This window comes from Pseudomonas sp. NPDC096917 (assembly GCF_044762555.1).
GTDB lineage: Bacteria > Pseudomonadota > Gammaproteobacteria > Pseudomonadales > Pseudomonadaceae > Aquipseudomonas.
On record NZ_JBIWEO010000001.1, the window covers coordinates 179,701 to 195,854 of the forward strand.

Below are 16,154 nucleotides of genomic sequence, written 5' to 3' on the forward strand. Positions count from 1 at the left end.
ACCCCGAAGGCTTTCGAAGCCGGCCTGCGTCCAATCGTGGTTATCAACAAGGTTGACCGTCCAGGCGCACGTCCGGACTGGGTTCTGGACCAGATCTTCGACCTGTTCGACAACCTGGGTGCTACCGAAGAACAGCTGGACTTCAAAGTGGTTTACGCCTCTGCCCTGAACGGTATTGCGGGTCTTGACCACACCGAAATGGCTGAAGACATGACCCCGCTGTACCAGTCGATCGTCGACAACGTACCGGCTCCAAAAGTTGACCGTGATGGTCCGTTCCAGATGCAAATCTCGGCACTGGACTACAACAGCTTCCTGGGCATTATCGGTGTTGGTCGTATCGCTCGTGGTCGCGTCAAGCCGAACACTCCGGTTGTGGCGATCGATGCTGACGGCAAGCGCCGTAACGGCCGTATCCTGAAGCTGATGGGTCACCACGGTCTGCACCGTGTAGACGTTGAAGAAGCTTCGGCAGGCGACATCGTTTGCATCAGCGGTATGGATTCGCTGTTCATCTCCGACACCCTGTGTGATCCGATGAACGTTGAAGCGATGAAGCCGTTGACCGTTGACGAGCCAACCGTTTCCATGACCTTCCAGGTAAACGACTCGCCATTCTGCGGTAAAGAAGGCAAGTTCGTGACTTCCCGTAACATCAAGGAACGTCTGGACAAAGAGCTGCTTTACAACGTTGCACTGCGCGTTGAAGAAGGCGACTCGGCTGACAAGTTCAAAGTATCTGGCCGTGGCGAGCTGCACTTGTCGGTACTGATCGAAACCATGCGTCGTGAAGGTTTCGAAATGGGCGTTGGTCGTCCAGAAGTAATCATTCGTCTGGTTGACGGCGTTAAGCACGAACCGTTCGAAAACGTCACCATCGACACCCCTGAAGAATCTCAGGGCAAGGTGATGGAAGAGATGGGTCTGCGTAAGGGCGACCTGACCAACATGGTGCCGGATGGCAAAGGCCGTGTTCGTCTGGAATACAACATCCCTGCTCGTGGTCTGATCGGTTTCCGTAACCAGTTCCTGACCCTGACCAACGGCGCTGGCATCCTGACCTCGATCTTCGACCGTTACGACGTGATGAAGTCGGGCCAAATGTCCGGCCGTCAGAACGGCGTACTGGTTTCGGTTGAAACTGGCAAGGCTCTGACCTACTCCCTGGAAACTCTGCAAGCACGCGGCAAGCTGTTTGTTGAGCACGGTCAAGAGATCTACAACGGTCAGATCGTTGGTCTGAACAGCCGTGACACTGACATGGGCGTTAACCCTACCAAGGGCAAGAAGCTCGACAACATGCGTGCTTCGGGTAAAGACGAAACCATCGCTCTGGTTCCACCAGTGAAGTTCACTCTGGAACAAGCTCTGGAATTCATCCAGGACGACGAGCTGTGCGAAGTGACTCCTAAGTCCATCCGTCTTCGTAAGAAGATCCTGGACGAAGGCGAGCGTACCCGCGCTGCCAAAAAAGCCAAAAACTAAGTCACTTAGTTAGCGGTTACAAAAACGCCCCCGACCTTGCGGTCGGGGGCGTTTTTTTATGTCCGGGCGTTGAGTCTTTAAAAAATCATCAGCTTCTCGCTGCTGTTTTTACGCTCAACAGCTTTAGGCACATACGCGCAATAACCTGGGCGCGGGCCCACACGCGGGTGGTTACGGCAGGTGTCCGGGCGCTTTTCATAGATGGTGCACATGCGCGACTTGCGATCCAGGTACAGGCAATCGTTATTGCTCATGCGCTGCAGGGTGAAAATCCCCGACTTCTGGTTGAAACGCTCAACAATCCCTTCTTTTTGCAGGCGCTTGGCGATGTTCTTCGGCGGGTCGCCGAGTTCGAACTCATCGACCAGGCCAATGCGGATCAAGTCTTTGATCTTGACCTCAACCGGCAAGGTGCAGCAGCTGGAAATGCAGGAGCCGCACATGGGCGCGGAGTATTTGGCCCAGGTATCGAGACGGTCGATTTCCGCGGCGGCGATCAGGTTGGACTTCATCAGGCTTGTATTCCAGCATGCATCAGGGCGCGCGATCATACCGGGGTTGATGAATGAGTGAACAACCATTTGCCGGTTTTTTGTACAAAGCGATGATTTAAGGCGTTTAGCTCAAGGTGTGCATCGTTATGGGGCGGTTTTCACTTCGTCCGTTTTTTTTAAAAAAAAGCACGAATCAACGCGCTTTCTTTCTGTCGAAGCGTCTAGGCTGACACCATTCGTTCTCCAAATCGCTCCATCTCGCTAGAGGTTGTATCGATGCCCCAGGAACCGCTTGTTCGTGACGCGCAGGTGGCGGATTTTCGTGCCGCCGTATTAGCCAAACTGACTTACGCGGTGGGTAAAGACCCGGATCACGCGTTTGACCATGACTGGTTTGAAGCCATTGCGCTGGCCGCCCGCGACCATATGGTCGAACACTGGATGGACCACACCCGGCAGATTTATCGCAAAGACCAGAAGCGGGTGTATTACCTGTCGCTGGAATTTTTGATCGGTCGTCTGCTGTACGACAGCCTGAGCAACCTCGGCTTGCTGGAGGTCGCACGCGAGGCCTTAACCGAGCTTGGGGTGGATCTGGAGCGCATCCGCCTGCTGGAGCCTGATGCTGCGCTGGGTAACGGTGGTTTGGGGCGACTCGCCGCCTGCTTTATGGAAAGCATGTCGACCCTGGGCATCGCTGCCCACGGCTATGGCATTCGCTACGAACACGGGCTGTTCCGCCAAAGCATCGTTGACGGCTGGCAACAGGAACAAACCGAGAACTGGCTTGATTTCGGCAACCCCTGGGAGTTCGAGCGCGCCGAAGTGCTTTACTCGATCGGCTTTGGCGGCTCGGTTGAAACCAAGCAGGACGAGCAGGGCCAATCACGACAAATCTGGTGGCCGAACGAAACGGTACGTGCCATCGCCTATGACACGCCTGTCGTAGGCTGGCGCGGTGCCAGCGTCAACACCTTGCGCCTGTGGCGGGCGAGGGCGCTGCACGACTTGAACCTGGGGCGCTTCAACGCCGGAGATCATTTGGGCGCTGTGGCCGAAGTCGTGCGCGCAGAGAGCATTTCTCGCGTGCTGTATCCGGCAGACAGTAACGAAGCTGGCCAAGAGCTGCGTTTGCGCCAGGAATTCTTCTTTGTATCCGCCTCGCTGCAAGATTTGCTGCGTAGGCACTTGAATGTGCACGACACCCTGCTGAACCTGGCCGAGCACGTTTCTATCCAGCTCAACGATACTCACCCCTCGATTGCCGTTGCCGAGCTGATGCGCATCCTGGTTGATGAACACAGCATCGAGTGGGCCACGGCGTGGAAAGTCACCGTCGACACGCTGTCGTACACCAACCACACCTTGCTGCCTGAGGCGCTGGAGACTTGGCCGGTCGGCTTGATGGAGCGCTTACTGCCGCGTCATATGCAGATCATCTACCTGATCAACGGCTATCACATCGACTCGCTGCGTGAAAAAGGCGTGCATGATTTTGACGTGCTGCGTGCTGTCTCACTGATCGAAGAAGACAACGGCCGTCGCGTGCGCATGGGTAACCTGGCGTTTTTGGGTTCTCATAGCGTGAACGGCGTTTCGGGTTTGCACACCCAACTGATGCGCAGCACGGTGTTTGCCGATCTGCACAAGCTCTACCCCGACCGCATCAACAACAAAACCAACGGCGTGACCTTCCGCCGCTGGCTGTTCCAGGCCAACCCGCCGTTAACAGCGATGCTGGTAAACGCGCTGGGTGAGGACGTGCTCGATGAAACAGAGCACAAACTGATCAAGCTGGAGCCTTTTGCCGAGCGCGCAGATTTCCGCAAGCAATTTGCCGAGCAGCGCTTGCAGAGCAAATGCACCTTGGCAGGGCTGATCTACGAACGGCTGGGTATCGTGGTCAGCCCTGAAGCAATGTTTGATGTGCAGATCAAGCGGATCCACGAGTACAAGCGTCAGTTGCTTAACTTACTGCACACCGTCGCCTTGTATCAGGCCATTCGTGCTGAGCCGGGCAACAACTGGGTGCCTCGGGTCAAGATCTTTGCAGGCAAGGCGGCAGCCAGTTATACCCAGGCCAAACTCATTATCAAGCTGGCCAACGACATTGCCCGTACCGTCAACAACGATCCGACGGTGCGCGGCCTGCTCAAAGTGGTGTTTATCCCCAACTACAACGTCAGCCTGGCCGAGAACATCATCCCGGCGGCGGACTTGTCGGAACAAATATCCACAGCTGGCTACGAAGCATCGGGCACCAGCAACATGAAGTTTGGCCTTAATGGTGCGCTGACCATTGGCACAATGGACGGTGCCAACGTCGAAATGTGCGAGCGGATCGGCGCGGAAAATATGTTTATTTTCGGCCTTACCTCCCAACAGGTCGAAGCCCGAAAGCTCAATGGCGAGTTCCATGCGGCGGCGGATGTGGCGGCTTCGCATCGGCTGAATGATGTGTTACAGGCTATTCGTGGCGGGGTGTTCTCCCACGATGACCCGGCGCGCTACACCGGGTTTGTCGACTCACTGATCGACTACGACCGCTTTTTGGTGTGTGCCGACTTTGATGCTTACTGGGATGCGCAAATGCGCGTTGAACACCTGTGGCACGACAAGGATGAATGGTGGCGCAAGGCCGTGTTGAACACGGCGCGCACGGGCTGGTTCTCATCTGACCGGACCATTCGTGAGTACGCGACAGATATCTGGAAAGCGTTGTGACACCGGATTTAAACGGCTGTGCATAACCTTGTGGGGGCGGGCTTGCTCGCGATGCATGCAACTCGGTCTAACGGATTGACCGTGTCGATACCATCGCGAGCAAGCCCGCCCCCACGGTGTGTGCAGGTTTGGTTTCGTGCCCTGAAGGAACCCTCTCTGTCGGTTCTCAGTCTGATTAGAAGATTTGCACGCCAACACGCGTTAAACTGCGCGGGTTTTTCGCCCCCTCCCCATTGTTCGGAGCCTTACATGTCCCGCGTTACCCTGAGTCGCTATCTGATCGAGCAGACCCGCAGCAACAACACCCCTGCTGATTTGCGTTTCCTCATCGAAGTGGTGGCGCGTGCTTGCAAAGAGATCAGCCACGCTGTGTCCAAAGGCGCCCTGGGCGGTGTTTTGGGCAGCATGGGCACTGAAAACGTACAAGGTGAAGTGCAGAAGAAGCTCGACGTGATTTCCAACGAAATCCTGCTCGAAGCCAACGAGTGGGGCGGTCACCTGGCCGGCATGGCGTCCGAAGAAATGGACAATGCCTATCAGATCCCGGGCAAATACCCGAAAGGCGCCTACCTGTTGGTATTCGACCCACTGGACGGCTCATCGAACATTGACATCAACGCCCCGGTCGGCACGATCTTCTCGGTACTGCGTTGCCCGAATGAGTACCTGACCCAGAACGAACCATTGAACGAAAAGGCCTTCCTGCAGCCAGGCACTCAGCAAGTGGCAGCCGGTTATGCCATCTACGGCCCGCAGACCATGCTGGTACTGACCCTGGGCGACGGCGTCAAAGGCTTCACCCTGGACCGCGAAATGGGCAGCTTCGTGCTGACTCACGAAGACATCACCATTCCTGAAAGCACTCAGGAATTCGCCATCAACATGTCCAACCAGCGCCACTGGGAAGCGCCGGTACAGCGCTATGTTGACGAGTTGCTGGCTGGCGAAGAAGGCCCGCTGAACAAGAACTACAACATGCGTTGGGTGGCCGCGATGGTTGCCGACGTACACCGCATCCTGACCCGTGGTGGCCTGTTCATGTACCCACGCGACAGCCGCGAGCCTTCCAAGCCGGGCAAACTGCGCCTGATGTACGAAGCCAACCCGATGTCGTTCCTCGTGGAACAGGCGGGCGGCACTTCGACTGACGGCCACCAGCGTATCCTCGACATCCAGCCAGAAGGCCTGCACCAGCGTGTCGCCGTATTCCTGGGTTCCAAAGAAGAAGTGGCGCGTGTGACCGCGTACCACAAAGAGTAAGCCCCCCCGCTTTACGCCTTCACCCCTGTGGGAGCGGGCTTGCTCGCGACAGCATCGACACGGCTAATCACCGAGTTGTATGCATCGCGAGCAAGCCCGCTCCCACAGTTGTTTTGCCTCTCTGACAATTCACGGGAACCACCCCGCGCTTTTCTCTTCTAAGCTTGCAGCAGGCAGCGATGCCGACTTTCTTATTCAGGAGCTATTCCATGAAGTTGCGTTCTTTGGCGTTGTTGACGTTCTGTGTGCTGCTGGCGGCTTGCAGCAAGGTCAATCAAGAGAACTACTCCAAACTGGCTGCGGGTATGTCCAAGGCCGAAGTCGAAAAACTGCTGGGCAGCCCGACTGATTGTTCGGGCGCGCTGGGCATGTCGAGCTGCACCTGGGGCGATAAAAACAGCTTTATCAGCGTGCAGTACGCAGGCGATAAAGTGCTTATTTTCTCGGGTCAGGGTTTGAAGTAAAACGACACAGGAGCGTTAACGATGAAACGTCTTTTAGCCTCTCTGGGAGCGGCGCTGGTGCTGGCGGGATGCTCCACGTCGAGCAACGATGCGATGGCACCGAAAACGGTCGAAAGCGTCGACCTGAAACGCTATCAGGGCACGTGGTATGAACAGGCTCGGTTGCCGATGTTCTTCCAGCGCAACTGCGCGCAATCCGAGGCTCAGTACACGCTAAAGCCTGATGGCAACGTGGCAGTGTTGAACCGCTGCCAGACCGCAGAGGGCAAGTGGGAAGAGGCCAAGGGTACGGCCAGCCCGCAAGTGCCGGGTAAAACCGACAAGTTGTGGGTCGAGTTCGATAACTGGGTGTCGACGTTATTGCCGGGTGTGACCAAGGGTGATTATTGGGTGCTGTACTTGGGCGACGACTACAGTACCGCGCTGGTCGGTAACCCGGATCGACGCTACCTATGGCTGCTGTCGCGCAAGCCGCAGATCGATCAGCAAACCCGCGACGAACTGCTCAGCAAGGCTCAGCAACAGGGCTATGACACCACACGGTTGATCTGGCGAACGCCTGATGCAGACATGCCTAAGAATTAAAGGGTGCAATACCCCTTTACTCTGTAGGAGCGAGCTTGCTCGCGATCTTTTGATTTTCAAAAAATCGCGAGCAAGCACAGCAACGATGCCAGCTTAAGCGCGCAACAGCGTCTTCCATGCGCGATTCTGATACACGGCAATGGCTTGTTGCTTGCGTGCGTTGAGCAGCAGGTCATTGCTTTCTGCGTCGTCAGTGATGGGCAGGTTGGCCAAGTCTTGCAACTTGTTCATTTCGCCATACAAGCGGTCCACTTCCGGAATCTCCAGCACGCCGCGCGCCAGACGCAACCATGCCTGAATGCGCTCGATGCGCGGCAGTTGCTCGGCCAGGTCTTCGGGTTGCTGCTGGTAACGGTTCAGACGCAGCGCAATGGCCTCATCTGACAGCAGACGCGGCAACCAGCTCGCCAGTTGTGCAGCGCCCTGGCGATTGCCACGGGTGGTGCCACGGTCGATGGTCCAGCTACGTGCCAGCAACCAGCGCGAAGTGTTCAGCGAGAACTGGCCCCAACGCGGGTCTTCCAACTCTTCCAGGAACTGCTCAGGGGCGGCTTTACGCACGTCTTCATCGTCTTGACCAGCTTGCACCATCGGGCGCCAGTCTTCGAGCAAGGCGTCCAGTTGAGCGCGCAAGTCGTGGGTCGAAGGGCGAGGCGCGGCCTGACCGAGGCTGCTGACCAGCGCACGCAGGTCAATCAACTGCTGAACCCAGTCTTGCAGCAAGCGCCAGTGGCCATTGAAACGGTACTGCTCGGCCAGACGCTGGCTGCTGCCCAGCAGGTGCCAGGCCAGTGCGGCAAAGGCGTCGTCCAGCGGCGTTTCAGGAGTCAGTTCCGGGGCGGGCAGGCTGACGGCGTAGCTGTTGGCATCAAACAGGCGATAACCGCGCTCAGCCTTGCTGATGTCACACGGCATCAGGGCCAGTTTTTCAGCCAGTTCGGCGGCCAATTCCAGCAAGGCAGCTGGTTCGCCTTCGCGCAATTCCAGCTCCAGCTCGCAGATTTCTTCTTTCTGCTTGCCGGCAATCACGTGGCCCAGGTCCAGAGCGGCTTCGATCACCACTTTGGCTTTGCCGCGGCCCCACGAGATTTCAGCGCGCTCGCGAACAAAATCGGTGGTGAAGATTGGCTTCAGGGTCTTTTTGTCCAGCTCGGCCAACTCATCCGGCCAGCATTCGCCTTCGAGCTTTTTAATATCGAGCTTGGCTTTTGGCAGGTGCCAGTCGTATTCGTTGCGCTCCGACAGCCCGGCAATGCTTTGGCCGCGGGTCTTGAGGGTTTGAATCACCTCTTCACCGTCGCGACGCAAGCGCAGGGCAACCTTGGCCTTGGCCAGATCGCGCTCAGGCGTGTCGAAATACTGGTTTAACAACTCACGGCTTTCCCAGCCACTTTTGTTGCGCTTCTTCAATAAAGGATGCTCGCGCAAAGCGGCGAGGGTTTCGCGGCTGACGCGGAGTTTGATTTCGGTTTCTTTCTGCATGGCCGGAAAATCCAGGAACGGTGCGCAGCCGGGGAAAGTGTGGCTGCCAAGGCCGTGCAGTGTACAGGACTCGTCGCTGCGGCGCGCCGCGCGGGTTTATTCTAGGGCGCAGATAGCTCTATGATGGGCCTCGCCCAGCCAACAGGAAGTCAGCGCATGCCCTTACCTTCCCTCAAAGAGCAATTCGCTGCGTTGATCGGCACACCGTCGGTCAGTTGTACCCAGCCTCATTTGGATCAATCCAATCGTGCCGTGATCGACTTACTGGCCACGTGGCTCGGTGATCTGGGGTTTAACTGCGATATTCAGCAGGTCAGCCCCGGCAAGTTCAACTTGCTCGCCAGTTTCGGCAGCGGCCCCGGCGGGTTGGTACTGGCAGGCCACAGTGACACGGTGCCCTACGATGAAGCGCTGTGGCAGACCGATCCACTCAAACTCACTGAAGTGGATAACCGCTGGGTCGGCCTTGGCAGTTGCGACATGAAAGGCTTTTTCGCATTGATCATCGAAGCGGTGCGCCCGTTGCTCGATCAGCCGTTCAAACAGCCCTTGCTGATTTTGGCCACCTGCGATGAAGAAACTTCCATGGCCGGTGCCCGAGCACTGGTTGAGGCCGGGCGACCATTGGGCCGCGCTGCGGTGATTGGTGAGCCGACCGGGCTCAAGCCGATCCGCATGCACAAAGGCGTGATGATGGAGCGCATCGACATTCTGGGTCGCAGCGGCCATTCCTCTGACCCAAACCTGGGTCACAGCGCCCTGGACGCCATGCACGACGCGATCACCGAGCTTAAAGGCCTGCGTCAGCAATGGCTGACCGAGTACCGCAACCCGCAGTTCAGCGTGCCGCAACCGACCCTCAACTTTGGCTGCATTCATGGCGGCGACAACCCGAACCGGATCTGCGGCCAATGCTCACTGGAATTCGACCTGCGACCTTTGCCGGGCATGGACCCGAACGCATTGCGTGCAATCATTCGCAGCAAGCTCAACCCCTTGGCTGAGCGGCATCAGGTCAAGATCGACTTCGCCCCGATCGCGGCGGGTGTGGCGCCCTTCGAACAGGCCGCTGACAGCGAATTGGTGCGAGTGGCTGAACGACTTACCGGCCATCGCGCCGAAGCAGTAGCGTTTGGCACTGAAGCGCCTTATCTTCAGCAGCTTGGCTGCGAGACCATCGTGCTGGGCCCTGGCGACATCACGTGCGCGCATCAGCCAGGTGAACACCTCGAAATGTCACGTTTGCAGCCGACAGTGCGTCTATTAAGCCAACTGATCGAACACTATTGCCTGACCCCGGCCCAGTAAAGTGCCGCAGGCTCAACCCGTACACACAAGGAGAGCACGCGTGTTGCCAAGTTTGTTTCGACGATAACTATCAGCCTGCTGTGCGTTTGCTGTTTTTGCCCTTTTTAGGCGGCTCATTTTTTACAGGCTTTGGTTATGCACGATTACGTTAACTGGCTGCGTCATGCTTCTCCTTACATCAATGCTCACCGCGACTGCACCTTCGTCGTCATGCTCCCTGGCGACGGCGTAGCGCACCCCAATTTCGGCAACATCGTCCACGACCTGGTGCTGTTGCACAGCTTGGGGGTGCGCCTGGTACTGGTTCACGGGTCGCGTCCGCAAATCGAAAGTCGCCTCGAAGCGCGTGGCCTGGTGCCGCATTATCACAAAGGCATGCGCATCACGGACGCGCCGACGCTGGAGTGTGTGATCGACGCCGTGGGCCAATTGCGCATTGCGATTGAAGCGCGTTTGTCGATGGACATGGCCTCGTCGCCCATGCAGGGCTCGCGCCTGCGGGTGGCCAGCGGCAACCTGGTCACGGCGCGGCCGATTGGCGTGCTCGATGGCGTGGACTATCACCACACCGGCGAAGTACGCCGGGTCGACCGCAAAGGTATCAATCGCCTGCTGGACGAGCGTTCCATCGTGCTGCTGTCGCCTTTGGGCTACTCGCCGACCGGAGAAATCTTCAACCTGGCCTGCGAAGACGTCGCCACCCGTGCCGCCATCGACCTGGCGGCGGACAAACTGCTGCTGTTCGGCGCCGAATCCGGTTTGCTCGATGAAAACGGGCGGTTGGTCCGTGAGTTGCGGCCGCAACAAGTGCCCGCGCACATGAAACGTCTGGGCAGCGATTATCAGGCCGAACTGCTCGAAGCGGCGGCCGAGGCGTGCAGCGGCGGCGTGGCACGCAGCCACATCGTCAGCTACGCCGAAGATGGCGCGCTGCTGACCGAATTGTTTACCCGTCACGGTGGCGGAACGCTGGTTGCCCAAGAGCAATTCGAAGTCACCCGCGAAGCCGCGATTGAAGACGTGGGTGGGTTGCTCGAACTGATCAGCCCGCTGGAAGAGCAGGGCATTCTTGTGCGCCGTTCGCGTGAAGTGCTGGAGCGCGAGATAGAACAATTCAGCGTGGTCGAGCGCGAAGGCATGATCATCGCCTGCGCGGCGCTGTATCAAATTGCCGATTCGGACGCGGGTGAGCTGGCGTGTCTGGCGGTCAACCCGGAGTACCGTCATGGTCGCCGGGGCGATGAACTGCTGGAACGTATCGAAAACCGTGCGCGGGCGCAGGGTCTCAAAACCTTGTTCGTGCTGACGACCCGTACGGCGCACTGGTTCCGCGAGCGCGGCTTTGAGCCGAGCAGCGTAGAGCGTCTACCGGCAGCACGCGCGTCGCTGTACAACTTCCAGCGCAACTCCAAGATCTTTGAAAAGGCGCTGTAACGAACGTAAGCCTTGTAGCCGCTGAAGAGGCTCGAGCCTCTTCAGCGGCTACGCACTATCAGCAGCCCGCCCTAAAACGCCCGCAAACACAAATCATCAATCACCGCCTTGCCCATGTCGCACAAGTAGTGCGAGGCCCAGGCCTGGCGTTCGCTGTCTTTATCCAGCGCGGCATCCAGAGCCAGCTTTTTGGCGCAATACAACAGTGCCGAAACCTGCTCCAGCGCTTGGCGCAGAGGGACATCAGGGTTAACGCGAAAGAGTTCGTGGTTATCTGTGCTGCAAGGGCCGAAGGTGACGGCGCCGAGGGTTTTGATCGGGGATTGGATGGTCATTGGGCATACTCCTATTGGGTTTAAGAGCTGCCACTTTTGGTTCTCAGGCCTAAAGGTGGCAGCCGTACGCGGGCTGAGAATCGGGACAATAGGAACCCCGGCAGGCACGAAGGCCCCCCGCGCACAGCCGCCATAACAGGGTGAGCTGGCACATAAAAACGCCATCTATCGTGGGATGGGTGGCGTTCAGGTCGCTATTCTTTCTCGGATTCTCAAGCCCGACCACTGTTTATTTCAGTGACAGTGCACAGTACGCCTGCGTTTAAACCCCTGAAGCCGTCCATTGCCGCAGTTCGTGTAGGAGGCTGCGCTTTTGTGTGCGCGTATCTCAATTCGCGCCTTATACAAATCACTCAATAAAAACTCCACTGCCCTACAAAAGCTACGGACTCAGCTGATTTCGGCCCGTTTTTTATGCCGATAACGTGCGGCGCTCTCCCCTAGGAAAGCGTCATATGGCCAGTCAGAAAGGCGTCATCCAAACACGACGACATGTCGGGGGCGATGGTGGCCAAGGCGCGTCTTATTTCGATGATATGACTCCTGCCGAGCTCAAAGAGCGTGAGGCCGGCATAAAAGCCTACGAGGCCATTGAGGCCCGGCAAGAAGCTCACATGGAGCGGCGCCGGGCTGAAGCTGCTGCACAGCAACACCATCAGAAGCCCGAGCGCCGGGGGTGTGTGTTTGCCAAGTGCAACAAACTGCCCGATGCCGTTATCAACTACACCGACCCCACGGGCTTCGTGCCCGTCGACAGCCTGAGCGATTATGGCCATTTCGCGATTTTGGGAGCCCGTCAGGCAGACAGTTCCGGATTAGTGCCACTGGAAAAAATCAGTGGCGCGGTGCCAGCGGGTCTGGGTGGCCTGGCGCTCGGTCGAACCGCGTTGATCGCTGCTCCGCTTGTTGCTCCGCTCGCCGCCACTGGCACGCTGGGCGCGGGGCTTGTGACTGGCCTCATCGCCTTGTTCTGGCCGTCGTCAATGGGCGACAGCGCGTTGTACACCGAAGACCAACTGCGCTCACTCAAACAAGCCCGGACCCGCATGCGCTTGTACGTCGAGCAACAGGCAGATGGCTCGCTTAAGGGTTACGGCTTCTACACCGGCTCAAAACCCGAATGGGAAATGATCGACGTCATCCAGTTCAGCCAGCGTGGCTCGCAACAAGTGGCGGATTTTGGTGACGGCGTCGAGTTGATCTGGACGCCTGCGATTGATCCCACAGACACGCTCGGCATTCCACCGCTAAAAGGCGCGCCACACACCCCGCATATTTGGATCTTCCCACCGACCAAAAACGCCGACAGCATCATCGTCAACCCGATCTACCCGCCGGACTACAAGGACTTCATTCTGGTGTTCCCGGCTGATTCGGGGGTGTCACCGCTTTATATTGTGTTGAATGTGCCGCGCAAGGGCGTGACCGAGCCCGATCATTCGTATCATTTGCCCCCTGAGACCGCAGCGATTAGTGGTTTCCAAGGTCTCACCCAAGTAAAGGGGAAGACGCCTAAAGTGGATGGTGGTACTCGTGCTCGCTGGATAGATTCTAAGGGGAGGAGAGTTTATGAGTGGGATTATCGGCATGGAGAGCTCGAAGTGTATCGAACAAGTGACGGCAGTCATTTAGGAGCTTTCGATCCTACAACGGGGCAGCAGATGCGGCCCCCCATAAAAAATAGAAATATCAAAAAATATCTGTGAGGTGAGTGATGGGCTTAACAGTCAAACTTTCATGGTATGACAAAAAAACGGAATTTATTGTTGAAGACGAAACGTCTGAAGATTTCGGTAACGATTGCACTATCGTTGAGACGCTAGGCCTATCAATAAAAAAAAATGTCAATAACGGTTGCTTTGATGTGGGGCGTGAATGGCTCACAACGTTGCAGCCCTTGTTTGTGCATCGCATAGACTTGAATGAATTCGATTACCAAGTTTCGTTTAACTATAAACGTTAGCGCTCAAGGCTGGGCACGGTCAACTGTAGGAGCGAGCACGCTCGCTCCTACAAATGTGTAAGTCCATGCGCTACGTCCTTCCAGCAAACGTTGGAACTGTCGCAGAGAGCAGTAGGGGTGTTTTGAATCGCAGCGACCCCATCCATAAAGGGATGGATATTTGTTATTTAAAATAATGATCGTTAAATTCTAATGTCAGTCAGAAAGGTTTTTATTTTTTCATATTCTTCTAGCGTTACTTCGTAGGTCACCACTATTTTTTGGCCTGGGAGTGGCTTGGGTGCTAAGAATTTATGCGCGAAATTCCATAGTTGGATTAACAAAAACAAAGCACCCAAATAAGCAAAAAGATAGAAACTGAAAACAAATATGAGTTGTGAGCTTTCTCTGAAATTTAAGAGCGATGAGGCATATATCAATGCGTTGGTGCAGGCTATAAATAAAAGAAGGGTAATCCATAGTAGTAAGCTGTGCATGCTGCCCTTTAAGCGTGTCTTGTTCATGTTATAAATACCTGAGCGTTGTGAATATTTTAGTTGGTGAGCGAGCGTGTGGAACTTGGCTCTACAGCCGTGTAATAGGCTCGCCCATTGGTCTGTGTCAGGCTATGTAATTTATAGGATGATGTTTCGTTGGAGGAGATAATGTTCGTAGGAAGATTCTGAAAGAATGCTACGCATTCTCCTGGACGTAAGTCTGCCCGGAGAATGGCATAAGCCTATAGTTATAGGATTCAACGAGGCGTTTAAAACGCACAGGATCACGTTCTTTGGAACGTCGCTATGTCTTCTATGTAAGGCGTGAGAGTCAACATTGTTATGTCACGGGAGCGCGCAGGCTTATCATTTAACGGCGCAAGAAAACTTCAATCGCCCGGAAGGTCTTCCAACTGAAGCTTTAGAGCAACTGAGAGCGAATCAGACGCTGGAAAAAACCAGCGCCTGCGACACACCTCAGTTACTGATTGCCAAAATACTCGCCTGATACGAGGCCACAAACTGATCGAAATCGCCCTGTTCGATTTGCTCGGTTTCCGTCTGTTCTTGCAATGACGTGCGCGCCTTTTCTTCGAACGCCGCCTGCTCTTCTGCACTCAACGGCACACTGCGAAAGTATTCGGCATGGGCCAAGCTTTGACGCATCGAGAACTGGGCGAAGCTTTCTTTATGCTCGGTCATGCTGGCCAATACCTTGGCGGACGGTGTCAGGGACACATCCTTGACCTTGGCCAATTGCTCGTCCAACGCTTTGCTATGGGCATCGCCGCCGTGGCTCTGGTCAAGCAAGGCCGCCAGTGGCGCAATCTGCTCCAGCATTTCTGCTGCCCATTCCTTCATGTCGACCGCCTGGCCGTCGCGTTGCAGTTGCAGGCCCGGACGGCGACCTTCTTTGACCACGCTCGCGAAGTTGGAGGTGCAACTGCTGCACTCAGCGTTATCGAACTGCGGGCTGTCATTGAAGGCGCAGTACAGCAGGAACGCATCCAGAAAACGCGCTTCAGGCAGGTCGATACCCACCGGCAGAAACGGGTTGATGTCCAGCAAGCGCACTTCAACGTACTGCACCCCGCGCGCCACCAACGCCTGAATCGGGCGCTCGCCGGTGTAGGTCACGCGCTTGGGGCGGATGTTGGAGTAGTACTCGTTTTCGATTTGCAGGATGTTGGTGTTCAACTGCACCCACTCGCCATCTTTGTGCGTGCCGATTTCGACATACGGCGGGTAGGGCGTGGCCACCGCTTTGCGTAGGCTGTCGGTGTAGCTGTCGAGGTTGTTGTAGCACGGCGTCAGTCCGGCCTGGGCATTGCTCTGGTAGCCCAGGTCGCTCATGCGCAGGCTGGTGGCATACGGTAGGTAGAGCGTCTCGGCGTCCAGTTGCTCCAACTGGTGCGAACGACCACGCAAGAAACCGGCATCCAGCGCAGGTGACGCGCCGAACAGGTACATCAGTAACCAGCTGTAGCGACGGAAGTTACGGATCAGTGCGATGTAGGCGTCTGATTGGTAATCGCGGTCGGTGCCGACAAAGCCTTCAGCTTGCTTGAGCACAGGCCACAAGGTTTCGGGCAGGGAGAAGTTGTAGTGGATCCCGGCGATGCACTGCATGCTCTTGCCGTAACGCAGGGCCAGGCCTTTACGGTACACGTACTTGAGCTGGCCAATGTTGGACGTGCCGTAATAGGCAATCGGGATGTCTTCTTCGGCCGGCAACGGGCACGGCATCGAAGGGCTCCACAGGTACTCGTTGCCGAGTTTGCTGTAGGCAAAACGATGAATCTTGTCGAGGCTGGCCAGCGTGTCCGCAGGGTCGGGCAGGGCCGGGGTAATAAACTCCAGCAGCGACTCGGAATAGTCGGTGGTGATTTGGTCGTTGGTCAGGGCCGAACCCAGCTCTTCGGGGTGCGGTGTCTGCGCCAGGCGTGCATCGCCCGTGACGCGCAGGCATTCGCGCTCGATACCGTGCAGGCACTGCTCGAGCAGAGTGAGGTTGGCGCGCTCGCCGAGCAGAGCCAGGCGGCGGTTGAGAAGTTCGCTCAAGTTGGATTCCTTCACGCGTCAGTCGCCCCAATATGGGGGTGGTCAGGACGGTCTACAAGGGTGAAGTTGAAACTGGCGTGGTC

The 16,154-nt window shown here is 56.7% G+C and carries 13 protein-coding genes; 9 read left to right on the top strand and 4 right to left on the bottom strand.

Annotated elements, in window-relative coordinates; genetic code table 11:
- Positions 1 to 1,485, top strand: a 1,485-nt coding sequence (locus ACIQYF_RS00885) for a GTP-binding protein TypA/BipA (RefSeq protein ID WP_402855486.1), incomplete at its 5' end; no start/stop codon positions are given.
- 77 nt (positions 1,486 to 1,562) lie between these two features.
- Here ACIQYF_RS00885 and ACIQYF_RS00890 read toward each other — a convergent pair.
- Entirely contained in the window at positions 1,563 to 2,000 is a 438-nt protein-coding gene (locus tag ACIQYF_RS00890; protein ID WP_402856166.1) for a YkgJ family cysteine cluster protein, read from the bottom strand.
- A 255-nt stretch (positions 2,001 to 2,255) separates the two neighbouring features.
- On the opposite strand from ACIQYF_RS00890, the gene ACIQYF_RS00895 reads away from it, so the two are divergent.
- The 4 genes from ACIQYF_RS00895 (at position 2,256) to ACIQYF_RS00910 (ending at position 7,012) form a co-directional block, all read left to right on the top strand.
- Positions 2,256 to 4,703 (top strand): glycogen/starch/alpha-glucan phosphorylase, encoded by a 2,448-nt coding sequence (locus tag ACIQYF_RS00895; RefSeq protein ID WP_402855489.1) that lies wholly within the window; start codon positions 2,256 to 2,258, stop codon positions 4,701 to 4,703.
- 249 nt (positions 4,704 to 4,952) lie between these two features.
- Positions 4,953 to 5,963, top strand: coding sequence for a class 1 fructose-bisphosphatase (locus ACIQYF_RS00900; RefSeq protein ID WP_402855492.1), 1,011 nt, complete (start codon positions 4,953 to 4,955; stop codon positions 5,961 to 5,963).
- Positions 5,964 to 6,172: 209 nt separating this feature from the next.
- The gene (bamE, locus tag ACIQYF_RS00905; RefSeq protein WP_402855494.1) at positions 6,173 to 6,427 is read left to right on the top strand and encodes an outer membrane protein assembly factor BamE; all 255 of its coding nucleotides are present in this window, start codon (positions 6,173 to 6,175) and stop codon (positions 6,425 to 6,427) included.
- A gap of 21 nt (positions 6,428 to 6,448) precedes the next feature.
- Positions 6,449 to 7,012: a lipocalin family protein gene (locus ACIQYF_RS00910; RefSeq protein WP_402855496.1), complete on the top strand. Its 564-nt coding sequence runs from the start codon at positions 6,449 to 6,451 to the stop codon at positions 7,010 to 7,012.
- 93 nt (positions 7,013 to 7,105) lie between these two features.
- Here ACIQYF_RS00910 and ACIQYF_RS00915 read toward each other — a convergent pair whose 3' ends face one another.
- Positions 7,106 to 8,494: an inorganic triphosphatase gene (locus tag ACIQYF_RS00915; protein ID WP_019411730.1), complete on the bottom strand. Its 1,389-nt coding sequence runs from the start codon at positions 8,492 to 8,494 to the stop codon at positions 7,106 to 7,108.
- A 156-nt stretch (positions 8,495 to 8,650) separates the two neighbouring features.
- Between ACIQYF_RS00915 and argE the strand changes: the two genes are divergently transcribed.
- Complete coding sequence (argE, locus tag ACIQYF_RS00920; protein WP_402855500.1) at positions 8,651 to 9,802, top strand: acetylornithine deacetylase; 1,152 nt, start codon at positions 8,651 to 8,653, stop codon at positions 9,800 to 9,802.
- 135 nt (positions 9,803 to 9,937) lie between these two features.
- Positions 9,938 to 11,236 (top strand): amino-acid N-acetyltransferase, encoded by a 1,299-nt coding sequence (argA, locus tag ACIQYF_RS00925; protein ID WP_402855503.1) that lies wholly within the window; start codon positions 9,938 to 9,940, stop codon positions 11,234 to 11,236.
- A gap of 71 nt (positions 11,237 to 11,307) precedes the next feature.
- Here argA and ACIQYF_RS00930 read toward each other — a convergent pair whose 3' ends face one another.
- Positions 11,308 to 11,571, bottom strand: coding sequence for a DUF3077 domain-containing protein (locus ACIQYF_RS00930; protein ID WP_402855506.1), 264 nt, complete (start codon positions 11,569 to 11,571; stop codon positions 11,308 to 11,310).
- Positions 11,572 to 12,026: 455 nt separating this feature from the next.
- Here ACIQYF_RS00930 and ACIQYF_RS00935 point away from each other — a divergent pair, with 455 nt between their 5' ends.
- Positions 12,027 to 13,277 carry an S-type pyocin domain-containing protein gene (locus ACIQYF_RS00935; RefSeq protein WP_402855509.1) on the top strand — a complete coding sequence of 417 codons (1,251 nt, stop codon included), beginning with the start codon at positions 12,027 to 12,029 and terminating at the stop codon, positions 13,275 to 13,277.
- An 8-nt stretch (positions 13,278 to 13,285) separates the two neighbouring features.
- Positions 13,286 to 13,534 carry a colicin E3-like toxin immunity protein gene (locus ACIQYF_RS00940; protein ID WP_402855512.1) on the top strand — a complete coding sequence of 83 codons (249 nt, stop codon included), beginning with the start codon at positions 13,286 to 13,288 and terminating at the stop codon, positions 13,532 to 13,534.
- 953 nt (positions 13,535 to 14,487) lie between these two features.
- On the opposite strand, the gene gshA is transcribed toward ACIQYF_RS00940, so the two are convergent.
- Complete coding sequence (gene gshA / locus ACIQYF_RS00945; protein WP_402855514.1) at positions 14,488 to 16,071, bottom strand: glutamate--cysteine ligase; 1,584 nt, start codon at positions 16,069 to 16,071, stop codon at positions 14,488 to 14,490.
- Positions 16,072 to 16,154: the final 83 nt, after the last annotated feature.

Coding starts and splice junctions, on each gene's coding strand:
- ACIQYF_RS00895 (WP_402855489.1), top strand. CDS start 2,256: ATGCCCCAGGAACCGCTTGTTCGTGACGCGCAGGTGGCGGATTTTCGT.
- ACIQYF_RS00900 (WP_402855492.1), top strand. CDS start 4,953: ATGTCCCGCGTTACCCTGAGTCGCTATCTGATCGAGCAGACCCGCAGC.
- bamE (WP_402855494.1), top strand. CDS start 6,173: ATGAAGTTGCGTTCTTTGGCGTTGTTGACGTTCTGTGTGCTGCTGGCG.
- ACIQYF_RS00910 (WP_402855496.1), top strand. CDS start 6,449: ATGAAACGTCTTTTAGCCTCTCTGGGAGCGGCGCTGGTGCTGGCGGGA.
- ACIQYF_RS00915 (WP_019411730.1), bottom strand. CDS start 8,494: ATGCAGAAAGAAACCGAAATCAAACTCCGCGTCAGCCGCGAAACCCTC.
- argE (WP_402855500.1), top strand. CDS start 8,651: ATGCCCTTACCTTCCCTCAAAGAGCAATTCGCTGCGTTGATCGGCACA.
- argA (WP_402855503.1), top strand. CDS start 9,938: ATGCACGATTACGTTAACTGGCTGCGTCATGCTTCTCCTTACATCAAT.
- ACIQYF_RS00930 (WP_402855506.1), bottom strand. CDS start 11,571: ATGACCATCCAATCCCCGATCAAAACCCTCGGCGCCGTCACCTTCGGC.
- ACIQYF_RS00935 (WP_402855509.1), top strand. CDS start 12,027: ATGGCCAGTCAGAAAGGCGTCATCCAAACACGACGACATGTCGGGGGC.
- ACIQYF_RS00940 (WP_402855512.1), top strand. CDS start 13,286: ATGGGCTTAACAGTCAAACTTTCATGGTATGACAAAAAAACGGAATTT.